Source organism: Lewinellaceae bacterium, from assembly GCA_020636105.1.
In the GTDB taxonomy this organism is placed as follows: domain Bacteria; phylum Bacteroidota; class Bacteroidia; order Chitinophagales; family Saprospiraceae; genus BCD1.
Map to the genome: position 1 here is coordinate 287,522 of JACJYL010000002.1, position 13,110 is coordinate 300,631.

Here is a 13,110-nt window from a genome sequence, read left to right on the forward strand (position 1 = left end):
TTTAATAATTCCTGTAACTATTTGTAACCAAATTCCGGCTCATTCTGTCTAATCAGGCAAATTCAAAAAAATTAGCAAAAAAATGCAAGCGATACAATTACAACAGCAAACGGAAGAGCAGTTTATTTTAGGTACGGCACAGTATTACAAAGGAGTAGAAACAATCAATTTATTTACTTCTTCCCTTTTGCTAAACGCTTTTCAGCAAGCTGGATTTTTTAACCACGCCGGCGAAAAAATAGAGATCGCCGAATTTAGGGGCCGCATTTTAAAATCTGAAAGGCACTTGCGTTTATTTTTTGCTTTGCTGGACATCCTGGAACGTCACGAATACTTGGAGGTTGACCAGAATATACTAAAGGTTACTCCAAAAGCCACCGCAGCAACTACAAAAAGCCAAATTGAACGACTGTTAAATGTGGAACAACATGACCTCACGGAAGACCCGCTAATCAATGACCATCTTTGGCCGATAGCGAGCTTCACCAGGGAAATTCTCGGTAACATTTTCGAAGTAATCACCGAGCAAAAAGTATACCTCGAAGTTTTGTTTCCCAACAATGATTTTTCAAAAGTCGAAAGAATTTACCGCGACAATGTTCAGACCTACCAGAACCTCAAACTTGCTGAAGCGGTCCGGGACAAGGTAGAAAAACTGATCACCCTCAACCCCGGGAAAAAGATCAAACTGCTGGAAGTCGGTTCGGGTACCGGTATGGGAACCCTGAAAGTACTTGAGTATATAAAACCATTCGGCGAACACCTGGAATTCTGGTTCACCGATATAAGCACCGGGTTTACCCGGAGAGCCAAAAAGAAATTTTCGAACGATTATCCTTTCATGCAATTTGGTGGATTAGACATCAGCAAACCCATTGCAGATCAAGGATTTAATAAAGAAGACATCGATATTCTATTCTGTACCAATGTGGTGCATGCGACCCCGTATATCATGGACGTATTCACCAACCTGGAGTACCTTTTAAAAGATGGTGGCTGGCTCTTTGTCAACGATCTCTCAAAAAGACTCGACTGGACGACGGTGATCTTCGGACTTACGGAAGGCTGGTGGTTTTTCAAAGACCCCGAATACCGGATTGCTCACTCCCCGATCTTGTCAAGGGAAAAATTTGAAGAAATTTTCGAACAATTCGGTTTCGAACAGATCAGCTCCACTGGACTGGATATTATCGACCGGTCAGATTACCCGCAGAGTATCATCTCGGGGGTTTTGAACCGCAAAAAATGACCCATTAGGAATACTCAATTTGAAAAAGAAATAAAAATTAGGCTTAACACGTAAACATGAGATTATGGTATTAGCAGCAAACGGGACCACCCAACAGACAGCCGTAACAATAGGCAATGGGTTTTTAAGGATTGATGACATTGAACGACTGGTACTTGACGGCTCCCCCCTTTCGCTTTCGGCACAAGGCCTTGAAAAGGTGGAAAAATGTTTCCAGTTTTTATCAGACTTTTCCAGGTCCAAAGTCATCTACGGGATCAATACGGGATTCGGACCTATGGCTCAATATAAAATAGAGGATGATGACCTTGTGGAGCTCCAGTACAATCTTGTCAGAAGCCATTGTTCCGGGTCGGGTCAGGTAGTCAGACCAGCGTTTATAAAAGCGTTGATGATCATCAGGCTCAACACGATGATGAAAGGACATTCTGGTGTGCATCCCGATTTGTTGCATTTGTTAACCGAACTCATCAACAACGATGTTTTGCCTAATATCTACGAGCATGGCGGACTGGGAGCCAGCGGCGACCTTGTACAACTTGCCCACCTGGGATTGTGCCTGATCGGCGAAGGTAAGGTAAGGATAAACGGGAAAGAAAAACAAGCTAAAGAAGCTTTTGAAACCCTTGGATTAAAGCCTGCACAATTTCACATCAGGGAAGGATTATCCATCCTCAACGGCACCTCCGCGATGACCGGCTACGGAGCCATCAACCTGATCGAAAGCAGAAACCTGCTGAAATGGGCGACCCTGGCTTCGGCCATGATCATAGAGATCGTGCAATCCTACGACGACTATTATTCACACGAACTAAACGGAGTGAAACACCACCCCGGACAACAGGATATTGCCACGAACCTCAGGAAAATCCTGGAAGACAGCCAGCTCCTGAAAAAACGGGAAGTTCATCTCTACCAGGGAGAAACCAAGGAAAAGATTTTTGAAGAAAAGGTCCAGGAGTACTATTCTATCCGATGTGTACCCCAGATACTGGGCCCCATCCTAGAAACCATTGAAGAAGCCGTGAGGATAGTGGAAAACGAGATGAATTCAGCCAGCGATAACCCCATCATTGATGCGGAAAGACAAAATGTTTTCCATGGCGGAAATTTCCATGGGGATTATGTTTCCCTGGAAATGGACAAGCTCAAAATTGCGGTCTCAAAGATGTCCATGCTTATCGAAAGGCAATTGAATTTTTTGCTGAACGATCAGCTCAACAAAATACTGCCGCCATTCGCCAACCTGGGAATACTGGGATTAAACCTGGGCATGCAAGGGGCACAATTTGTGGCCACATCGACCACAGCAGAGAACCAAACCCTAAGTTACCCCATGTACCTCCACAGTATCCCCAGCAACAAAGACAACCAGGATATTGTGAGCATGGGAGCCAATGCAGCCCTGATTACGCAGAAAGTGATCCAAAACACCTACGAAATAGCGGCGGTGTTATTTGGCACCATCATACAATCGATCGATTACCTGAATATACAGGACAAGATGTCGGCCTGCACCAGGAGTTTGTATGAAGACCTAAGAAAAACCATACCCGCTTTTGAAGACGACATCATCATGTACGAATTCACCCACAAGGTGGCTGAATTCCTTAAAGAACAGGACGTGGATGCATACCTTCCTGCATAGAGAAGGTAGCTTAACTGAACATAAAAAAAACAATCATGAAAAGAGATACACCTTCAATGAGGTTTGCCCTGGTAACCGGCGGATCGAGAGGTATCGGCAGGGCAACCTGCCTGGAACTTGCAGAACAAGGTTATAATATCATCCTCAACTACCGGTCGAATGAAGAGGCAGCCCTGGAAGCCAAGGCGCTGGTGGAAAAGAAGAATGTAAGGGTGGATCTGTTGAAATTTGACATCTCAGACCCATCCCAGGTAGACGAAAAACTCATGAATTGGATGGACAACAATACGGATTGCAGCATTGATGTCCTCATCAATAATGCCGGAACCCGAAAAGACAACCTTTTCATTTGGATCGATAAGAATGAATGGGACCATGTGATCAATACCAATGTAACCGGATTTTACAATGTATCCCGCCATGTGCTCAAGAAGATGGTACTCCAGCGAAGAGGGCGAATCATTAACATCGTATCCAACTCGGCCCACCATGGCATGAAAGGGCAAACCCACTATTCAGCCTCAAAAGCCGCCCTCATTGCTGCGACCAAAGCATTGTCGAAAGAAGTGGGAAAACGAAACATTACCGTAAATGCCATTTCCCCCGGATACATACAGACCGAAATGATCCAGGATCTGGACGAAGAAAAAATAAAAAATTTCATCCCCCTGAATCGATTTGGTCAACCCGAAGAAGTTGCCGACCTGATAGGGTTCCTGGTTTCAGACAAGGCCAGTTATATTACCGGACAGGTCTTGTCGGTGGACGGAGGTGGAATTGACTTTTAACCTAATTGTTTAATTATAAAAATATTCAAAATGATCAAAGGACTAATTTTAGCCGCCCTGGGTAGTTTTTTACTCCCCCTCAATTTTAACAGCGATTATTCGGCAGAAATGTTGAATAAAACCACCGGGACGCTCAATCTGGAAATCAAAAATATCAAAAATAAGAAAGGTAAAATCCGCATTACTGTTTTTGATAATCAAAAGGATTTCCTGAAAAAAGGGGATGAAATTCCGGTAAAAGTTAACAATACAGGAAGTATTAAAGTGAATCTTGACGACCTGCCATTCGGAACCTATGCCATAAGTATTTTTCACGATTTGAATAATAATGGCAAACTGGACGTGAATTTCTTCGGCATCCCGGAAGAACCCTACGGATTCTCCAACAATATAAGGCCGAGATTCAGAGCGCCTAAATACAATGAATCCGAATTCACTTTCAACCGCGAAGGGCAGTCGGTGGATATCAAACTGGGAAGTGCCTTTTAAGGAAAAATAAAAAAAGAACGGAAATACTGACCATGAGCCTTCACGGCTAATGCCGAAGGCTCACGGGTCAGAAAGTTCATCAGAATGTAAGCAATACCAATTTAAGGGAAATAACGGAATATCCAAAATAAAAGGAAAAATTAAAAAACATGAATATTCAATACGCATTATTTGAAAAGGTGGATCTGCCGCCCACAGAAAATGGAAAATACGTGGCTGTAGTGAACGGCAATTACTTTTACATCGGGGATATCCTTTATTTTATCCTTCAAAAGTTAAAAGAAAAAAGCGGTGCAGAAGAAATCAAGAGCTACCTGCGCCTCAAAAAAGAGATCAATGTCGAAGATGATGTCCTGGAATCCATACTGGAAGAAGCCGTTGAAAAGCTAAAACTGGACAAAAACCCCGAAGACATCGTATCCACAGGAAGATCACGATACATCTACCTGAATGCAGAGATCATCAAAGAGAATTTACTCCAAAAAATTACCAATCCTTTTACCTTTTTGTTTAAAGGAAAATTGTTCCTGGTGCTTTTACTGTCTTCTTTTTTCATCACCGGTTACCATATTTTCAATGTAGCCACTTTTGGAGACAATGCAGGGAGAGTACTGCTCTCCGCCGGAAACCTGGGCATCATTTACCTGGTAATCGGATTGATACTCTTTGCCCATGAAATGGGCCACGCGACGGCATGTAAAAGGTATGACGTCTCTCCCAAAAACATAAGTTTTGGCTTTTACCTGATCTTCCCCGTGTTTTTCACTGATGTGACCAAAGCATGGGTGTTGACCAAAAAAAATCGAATAGTCATCAACTGTGGAGGCATTTACTTCCAATTGCTGATCAACACGCTTCTGATTGCTTTTTATGCCCTGACGCCCAATAAATCAGAGACGGCATCGATCATGCTAAATGCCATAATATTTACCAATACCTCCGTAGTTATTTATTCCCTGATCCCTTTTATGCGCTATGACGGCTACTGGATCTATTCTGACTTCTTTGATCTGCCGAACCTGATGAAAAGATCTTTTAAATACCCCTTTGCCTTGTTTGACAAAACCAATAAAACCGAAGGAGATAAAATTAACTGGCCTTTGTTGGCATACTCTTTATCCAACTATGTGTTATTGATCTTCTTTTTCATCGTGATGACAAAGTTTTATCAGAACTCGATCGTCTACTTTAAGGACTACCTGGAGTCAGGCAATTTATCAAGCCTCTTCACCCGGGAAAATTTTAAAGGAATATTCAGAATGATCATATTCGCAGGAATGACCATAGTGGTACTCTACAGGTTCATCAAAGCCGGAAGAAACTTTATCAATCAAATATAAATTCATCTTACTCTTTATTAACCATTAAAATTCTGTCAATTATGAAAAGTGTAAACACAACCGAAGACTTGAAACAAGGTTTGAACATTCTCGAACTCGAAGAACGCCTGGAAATGGTAAACCTCTCTGCCATCGCAGCTGAAACTTCCTGGAGATGTGATGACAACGGTGACCCGGCTCCAACAGAAGACGTGATCGCTGCCTAACAACGGATTTTAAAACCATATTTATATTTTTTTAACCATTAAATTTTATTAATCATGAAGAATGTAAGCAAAACTGAAGATTTGAAAAATGGATTGAACGTACTCGAACTCGAAGAGCGTCTGGAAATGGTGAACCTCACAGCTGTTGCTGCGGAAAGTTCATGGAGATGCGATGACAATGATGTAGAGGTGGACAAAGATGTTTTAATGGCTTAATTCAAACAACTTCTTAGTGCACTGACCGTCACCAACAGGGTCCCAATAATAACAATTCCCTTTTCCGTCGGTCAAAAGCTCACATAGCAATCCTTAGATCCTTTCGGGATTATGTTCCCGGAATTCCATACCACTAAAAGAAATGTGCGATATTCCCAAATACGCAAACAGACCCGGAAGTGATCTAAGTGTTGCAATGATTAATAACAATGGTAAAAAAGTACCCTGATCATGAGTAAAAGAATCCTGATAATGCCGGATGGCAACTGGTTGTCACACACTTCCCGTGCATTGGAAATAGCAAAAGTACTTAGGGAAACCGGTCATGAAGTCATATTCGCAATAGATGGACCTTACACCAGACTTGCACAGGAAAATGGCTTTGAGATCATCACGATCCAAACGATCGACCCAGAAAGGATATTGGCTTGCTCCAGGGATAGCAGAACCAACTGGTACGAATACGATTTCATCAAAACTTCTGTCGAAGCAGAACTCAAGTTATTCGATGAACTCCGGCCCAACCTGGTTTTGATGGACTTCAGACTCACGCTCAGCATTTCATGTGAACTGGCAAATATTCCGTTAGCCGTAATCCTCAATACCTCCTGGACCAACTTTTACACAGTAAACCACGGAGCTCCGGAATCACATGGTCTTTCAAAAATCTTTGACAAAAGCATTACAGACCAATATGCCTCGCTGCTGAGGAAAAAGATTCTGGAAAGAGATAACAGGCCATTCAACAAATTCCGCAAGGAAGTCGGGCTGCCACCCCGCGAGAACATTCTCGACACCTGGCGTGGCGATCTGAACTTGTTGGCTGACCTTCCAGAATACGGGCCCACAGAAAACCTGCCGGGTCACTACAAATACATCGGCCCCATTGTTTGGGAGCCTGAGATTGAGCTACCGGATTGGTATGAATCCCTTGATCCGCAAAAACCGACCCTCTATTTTTCGATGGGCAGCACCGGATTCAAGCGTTTCTTTGACCAGGCGGTAGAGATCTTTAAAAATTCTGACTACCAATGCATAATGACCACCGCCGGGATGGTAAAAATCCCGGATGTACCCGATAACTTCTTTGTGGTGGATTATGCCCCGGGCAGCAAAATTATGGAGATCAGCGACGTGGTGATTTGTCATGGTGGAAACGGAACGGTTTACCAGGCAATGATCCAGGGAACACCCATCATCGGGATTCCTACCATGCACGACCAGGAATTCAACCTGGACAGGGTAGAAAGTTTAGGAATAGGCATCCGGTTAAGTGAAGTGAATTATCAACCCGAACACCTGGAAGCCGCAGTTAAAAAAGTATTGGCCGAAAAGCATTTCAAAGAAAATGCTTTGAGATTTAAAAATATGCTTAAGGACTTTAACGGTCCGCTCGCCGGAGCCCAATTAATCGATGCCTTTTTACACGGGAATCCATTACCGGATACAAAAGTCATCAAAGCAAGAAAGGCCTCCGTCGCCACTGTTTGATCAGCCGATAAATACATAAAAGAATTATTATTAACCACTTTTTTTAATTTCTAAATTTATTTTATCATGAAGAATGTAAGCAAAACTAACGATTTGAAGCAAGGATTAGACGTACTCGAACTCGAAGAGCGTCTGGAAATGGTGAACCTCACAGCTGTGGCTGCTGAAAGTTCATGGAGATGTGATGACAATGATGTTGACGTTGACAAAGCTGCTTTATCAGCTTAATATTGGATATTTCCCTCCATTTTCTTCTCCACTCAGGCATATCAATCTAAAGTTTATTAAACGCGATTTGATTCGCCAGAGTAAGATTTTCTTTGAAACGGGGCCCCTCAGGCTTTCCTCAGGGGACCCGTTCATTTCGTTTTAGTGTTGATTTTAGAAAACGAATGATCTTTTCAAATGCTTTTATTATGATTACTACCATTTCAGATTATACGCTCCAGGCCGAAAAGTTGAATCACCATATCCGGCAGGAAAACATCCTGGATATCTCCAATATTCACCACAAAGACTATCTGTTCACGACGGCCAACTGGCGTCATTTTTTCGGGGAAGAAAATCCTGAAAAAATGGATTCCTTTTTCAGGGATTACGTTTTTCAAAAAAAATTGATGGAGCTGGATTTTCAGACTAACCTCGACTGGCTCATGGATAATTTTGAATTAAAGGGAGATCTCAGCTTTTTGAAAAAGGCCCAGACACAGCCTTTCATTTTTGCGAGTTTTCACTTTGGGCCCTACAATATGCAAGGCCTGGTGTTATCGGAAATGCTAAAGATTAAATACGCTGTACTGGCTAACAGTGCCCTGTACCTCGATCAATTCACCCAATTCCTAACGGACAAATACAACGACCCCAAAGCTAAAGGAAAAGAAATAATATTGAGCAAGGAAGACGTAGTCAACCCCGATTCGCTCAATGCCCTCATGGAAATGAGAGCAAAAGTCAACAGCGGAAAAAGCCTTCTTGTTTACCTCGACGGCATGGAAGGGATGACCGGCTACCTCGACCGCACCAAAATGCTCGATATAGAATTTTGTGGAAAAAAGATGTTTGTCAGAAAAGGCATTGCCCGGATTGCACACTTTTTGAAAACCCCAATTATTCCCATGATATCGAGAAGAACGTCACTGGGTACCTCTGAGGTCATTTTTGCGCCTCCGGTAGATCCCGCCTCCACCAGCAAATGGCAGGATTTCGTGCCCTCTTTCATGCAGGAATCCTACCGGTTTTTCGAGCCTTATTTTGTTGAAACTCCGGAACAATGGGAGGTTTTCGACCACTTGCATATGTATGTTTACGAGAATGCTCCCGAGTACAAAGATCCCCCAGAGGTCATAAGCCCTGACACCCAATTCATCATTTTCAACGAGGATCGGTTTGGTGTTTTTGAAGAGCACAATACATTCTATTTATTTGATAACACCACCTACGGTTTGTTTAAAATCAGTGCAGCCATGGCAAAGTTCCTGGCAGGATTCGGAAAGCAAAAAACCACGGCGATCAAAAACGCCATGAAGCCTGAATTATTCAACGATTTATACAAAAAAGAGATTTTAATAGGTTCCGCGATTTAATTCATAAAAAATATTATCCGTGAAGAAACATCTTGTATTATCGGCCAGATTAAGTGAGGAACTCCTTCGGGAGTCCCCTCATCTTTATCTTCACTTCCTGCCCCGACAATTCAGGAAGGATGTGCTAAAGTACAACAGGAAACGGAAGCAATGGCTCAGCTTTGTCGGGAAACTATTGCTGGCCCAGGGATTGGCCATTGTGGAGAAGAAAAAATTGATGGAACAGCCCATTCAATATACTCCAAAAAGGCGTCCTTTCCTTGACAATACCCTGGATTTCAATATCTCTCATTCCAATAAAAGAGTGATATGCGTCATTGCCCCCGAAAACCGCATTGGCGTGGATATCCAGGAAAAAGGAGATTATAGAATTGAAGAGACATCCCGGTTTTATTTTAACGATGAAACCCGGGAAGAAATCAAAACAGGAACCCTAAACCTGGTGAACCTGTGGTGCAGAACAGAGGCTTTTTCCAAAGCTATTGGTACAGGGCTTGATGAAAATATTAAAAAATACAGCGTTCTGGAAGCCTCCGTCATCCATGAAGATACCCGGTGGAACTTCCTGAAAATACCCGTCGATCCTGCTTTTGAGTGTATATTGGTAACCGATGCCATACATCCCAAAATCGATTTCTATGAATACCGGCTTCAACTTGAAGCGCTCCGACAGGCAAACTTATAAAAGCAACTGTGATGACCAAAAACAGAATCACTGCCCTGCAGAAGTCTTCTTTTGTCCACATCAAAAAAGAAGCCCAGGGTTTTAAAATTATCAACAAGATAACCGGAAAGCAATTCCTCGTGGATCAAAACACCATTGAGGTAATCAATCAGTTTGAGCAGCCTACAACACTTGAGCAATGTGGATTCAATGAAGGCATAGAGGCTTCTATCCATTACCTTGTCGACCATGGGATACTGGTTCCTTTCACCCACAAAGCTGCGGCACTAAACAAGAGGCAGCTCGTCTCCCAAAAATTGTTCGGAGTCAGGGAGTACAATGAAAAAATTAAAGAGAATAATATCGTTTTCCTGGGTATCCCTTTTGGTTCAGGGAATCCGGTAAGTGCTGACAGTTGGAAATTCCCTGATTATCTTCGGATGTTCCTCGAAAAAAAAATAAACCTGAGCGGGACAAGAAAGATCAATCCTAAAATCCTGGGCAGCGGTATTCCAATGGACAAACTCAACCGGTTAATCGCCCAAAATTCAATGAGCGATGCGGGAAATGTTTACGTGCACGGTTTTGAAACACGGAAAGCCATTTATGAAAAAATAACGTTTCTCTATGACGAGATAGTCTCAATGGGACACCTTCCTTTTACCCTTGGCGGAGATCACTCCATCACTTACCCCATCCTTCGCAGTGTTGCCAAAACCCATGAGTCTTTTAACGTCCTGCATTTTGATGCCCATACGGACATTTACAGTTCTTCGTTTGATGAAATCCTGGCCTTGAACGGCCTGCACCATCACGGCAATTTTGTTTCCCATTGTGTAAAATTACCCCAGCTGAAAAAATATTATCAATTTGGCATTCGGGGATTTTCAAATGCCTACACTGAAAATATTCCGGAAAAAGTAGAAAGTTACTGGACGCAGGATGTAAAAGAACTGATCCGTGGAACCCAAGACATCCACCTTCCAGAAGATGAAAAATATTACATCACCTTTGACATTGACGTGCTGGATCCCCTTATCGCACCGGCGACGGGCACCCCCGAACCCAACGGACTCCAGGTTGATGATATCATCAACCTGTTCAAAAAACTTGACCTGGGCAACAAAAATATCATAGGAGTAGACTTTGTTGAGGTAAACCCTTCAAGAGACCTTAACAACACCACTACCCTACTCGCTACCCAGCTCATCCTCAATCTCCTGAATTTTCTGGAGGTTTGAAACGCACCAAATGGTCGGCCGGGGAAAAAATTTCGATTTGATCAAAACAATATCCCCCCTGCAAAACTATTTGGGCCCGGTATTGGTTTCCCTTTGTTGTAGTGTTGAAATTACTGCACAACAAACGAAATATTACCAAAACCTGAAACCCTTAGCCGTCCATAAAACAATGGAAACAACCAGGGTTTTGAAAAAAGTCAGCAAATGAGCAAATCTAAAGTAACCATAACCCAGGTATTCAAACAGATCATCTGGCCTCACCGATACCTGGTACTCGTTGGTTTAATATTGATCATTATAAGCAGGGCCGCCAGTCTGGTAACTCCATGGGCAAGCAAATATTTAATGGATGATGTTATTGTCAACGGGGACATTCAAATGTTGAAAAAGCTGATCCTGTATATCGTTATTGCTATTATCATTCAATCGGTAACGTCCTTCGCTCTAACCAGGTTATTGAGTGTACAGGCCCAGCACCTGATCTCCAGGCTGAGGGTGCAGGTGCAGCAAAAAGTACTTTCCCTACCGATCAATTTTTTTGACAATAATAAATCCGGAGCTTTGGTATCCAGGATCATGAGTGACGTGGAAGGCGTGAGAAACCTCATAGGCACCGGGCTCGTACAGTTGTTTGGTGGCGTGTTGACCGCTGTGGCTTCCCTGGTTTTATTGATACAAATAAGCCCGAAAATGACCCTTTATGTGTTGGTTCCCGTAATCATTTTTGGAATTATTTCACTCAAAGCATTCAGCTACATCCGCCCTATTTTCAGATCGAGGAGTATCATCAATTCACAAGTTACGGGCCGCCTGACCGAGACCCTGAACGGAGTCAGAGTGATCAAAGGTTTTAACGCAGAAAAACAGGAATCCACCACTTTTGAAGAAGGTGTGGAAAAACTCTTTTTAAACGTCAAAAAGAGTCTCACTTCCACCGCATTGGTCACCAGTGCCGCAACGCTTTTATTAGGGCTGGCTTCAGCAGGAATAATGGGCATTGGCGGTTATATGATTGTCCAAAATGAGCTGACCATCGGGGAATTCCTATCCTTCACATTATACCTCGGATTTATGATTAGCCCAATTGTTCAGATGAGTAATATCGGCAGTCAGCTCACCGAAGCTTTTGCCGGACTGGATCGAACCGAAGAACTGATGAACATGTCGTCAGAAGATGACAATCCGGAAAGGACCCTTCAGATGGAAAAAATCCATGGGGATATCCTTTTCGATAATGTTTCCTTTGCCTATGAAAAAGGGAGTGAGGTATTGCACAACATTAGTTTTTCAGCACCATCAGGCAGTGTCACGGCCCTGGTAGGCACTTCCGGCTCCGGCAAGTCTACCATTGCAGGACTGGTGGCTACATTTTTGACACCTCAGCAAGGAACGATTTCGGTCGATGGGGTCGATCTGTCTAAAATGGTACTCAACAACTATCGCAATCATCTTGGGGTGGTATTGCAGGATGATTTTTTATTTGAAGGAACGATCAGGGAAAATATCCTTTTTCCGCGCCCGGATGCTTCGGAGCAGGACTTATTACATGCCGTAAAAACAGCCCATGTGAATGAATTTACCGATCGCTTTGAAGAAGGGTTGGACACGCTCATCGGCGAGCGCGGGGTAAAACTCTCTGGCGGTCAGCGCCAGCGCATCGCTATTGCCCGGGCCGTTTTGGCCGACCCGAAAATACTGATTCTCGACGAGGCCACTTCCAACCTGGACACGGAAAGTGAAGCTTTTATCCAGGCCAGTCTCTCTGAATTGATGGAAGGCAGAACCACCTTCGTGATCGCTCACCGACTGAGTACCATCCGAAAAGCGGATCAGATCCTGGTCATTGAACAAGGAAAAATTGCCGAACAGGGAACGCACGATGAACTGATTGCACGTCAGGGCAGGTATTACGAACTGTTTACCTACCAGGCGCGGATTTAATCCTAAAAATTTAAGTTCGTTTTTATCCGTGTTCCATACTGCCCATATGGAACACGGATAGAACGAATTTGACCGATTAAAACGGGTTTTGTTTTTATAGCGTATTCCATGAGATCAGCACTTTATCGTCCAACCCGGGGCGAATCCTGTTGCTGCGCACCTTAAAAAATTTTCGCCTGGGTACATTGATTTGTTTGATCAACGCCTCTTCCTCCACAATATACGTCAAAGCCAAATCAACCGCCTTTTTTCAA

The 13,110-nt window shown here is 43.2% G+C and carries 14 protein-coding genes; 13 read left to right on the forward strand and 1 reads right to left on the reverse strand.

Going from position 1 to position 13,110, the window contains the following annotated elements; translation table 11 throughout:
* The first annotated feature begins 82 nt into the window (after positions 1–82).
* The 13 genes from H6571_18570 (at position 83) to H6571_18630 (ending at position 12,856) form a co-directional block, all read left to right on the forward strand.
* Entirely contained in the window at positions 83–1,249 is a 1,167-nt protein-coding gene (locus tag H6571_18570; protein MCB9325748.1) for a class I SAM-dependent methyltransferase, read from the forward strand.
* A gap of 64 nt (positions 1,250–1,313) precedes the next feature.
* A complete protein-coding gene (locus H6571_18575) occupies positions 1,314–2,897 on the forward strand; it encodes an aromatic amino acid lyase (protein ID MCB9325749.1) in 1,584 nt (527 codons plus the stop codon).
* Positions 2,898–2,953: 56 nt separating this feature from the next.
* On the forward strand, positions 2,954–3,685 hold the full coding sequence (locus tag H6571_18580; protein ID MCB9325750.1) for an SDR family oxidoreductase: 732 nt from the start codon (positions 2,954–2,956) through the stop codon (positions 3,683–3,685).
* Between the two features lie 30 nt (positions 3,686–3,715).
* Positions 3,716–4,174 (forward strand): DUF2141 domain-containing protein, encoded by a 459-nt coding sequence (locus H6571_18585; GenBank protein ID MCB9325751.1) that lies wholly within the window; start codon positions 3,716–3,718, stop codon positions 4,172–4,174.
* A 149-nt stretch (positions 4,175–4,323) separates the two neighbouring features.
* Positions 4,324–5,514 carry a hypothetical protein gene (locus H6571_18590; GenBank protein ID MCB9325752.1) on the forward strand — a complete coding sequence of 397 codons (1,191 nt, stop codon included), beginning with the start codon at positions 4,324–4,326 and terminating at the stop codon, positions 5,512–5,514.
* A 41-nt stretch (positions 5,515–5,555) separates the two neighbouring features.
* Positions 5,556–5,720 (forward strand): hypothetical protein, encoded by a 165-nt coding sequence (locus tag H6571_18595; protein MCB9325753.1) that lies wholly within the window; start codon positions 5,556–5,558, stop codon positions 5,718–5,720.
* A 54-nt stretch (positions 5,721–5,774) separates the two neighbouring features.
* A complete protein-coding gene (locus H6571_18600) occupies positions 5,775–5,936 on the forward strand; it encodes a hypothetical protein (GenBank protein MCB9325754.1) in 162 nt (53 codons plus the stop codon).
* Positions 5,937–6,167: 231 nt separating this feature from the next.
* Positions 6,168–7,427 (forward strand): glycosyltransferase, encoded by a 1,260-nt coding sequence (locus tag H6571_18605; GenBank protein ID MCB9325755.1) that lies wholly within the window; start codon positions 6,168–6,170, stop codon positions 7,425–7,427.
* Between the two features lie 66 nt (positions 7,428–7,493).
* Positions 7,494–7,655 (forward strand): hypothetical protein, encoded by a 162-nt coding sequence (locus tag H6571_18610; protein ID MCB9325756.1) that lies wholly within the window; start codon positions 7,494–7,496, stop codon positions 7,653–7,655.
* 188 nt (positions 7,656–7,843) lie between these two features.
* Positions 7,844–9,010, forward strand: a complete 1,167-nt coding sequence (locus tag H6571_18615; protein ID MCB9325757.1) for a hypothetical protein — start codon at positions 7,844–7,846, stop codon at positions 9,008–9,010.
* A 19-nt stretch (positions 9,011–9,029) separates the two neighbouring features.
* Positions 9,030–9,695 (forward strand): 4'-phosphopantetheinyl transferase superfamily protein, encoded by a 666-nt coding sequence (locus tag H6571_18620; GenBank protein MCB9325758.1) that lies wholly within the window; start codon positions 9,030–9,032, stop codon positions 9,693–9,695.
* Positions 9,696–9,706: 11 nt separating this feature from the next.
* On the forward strand, positions 9,707–10,915 hold the full coding sequence (locus H6571_18625) for an arginase family protein (protein MCB9325759.1): 1,209 nt from the start codon (positions 9,707–9,709) through the stop codon (positions 10,913–10,915).
* A 204-nt stretch (positions 10,916–11,119) separates the two neighbouring features.
* On the forward strand, positions 11,120–12,856 hold the full coding sequence (locus H6571_18630) for an ABC transporter ATP-binding protein (GenBank protein MCB9325760.1): 1,737 nt from the start codon (positions 11,120–11,122) through the stop codon (positions 12,854–12,856).
* Between the two features lie 94 nt (positions 12,857–12,950).
* On the opposite strand, the gene H6571_18635 is transcribed toward H6571_18630, so the two are convergent.
* Positions 12,951–13,091 (reverse strand): hypothetical protein, encoded by a 141-nt coding sequence (locus tag H6571_18635; protein ID MCB9325761.1) that lies wholly within the window; start codon positions 13,089–13,091, stop codon positions 12,951–12,953.
* Between the last annotated feature and the right edge of the window lie 19 nt (positions 13,092–13,110).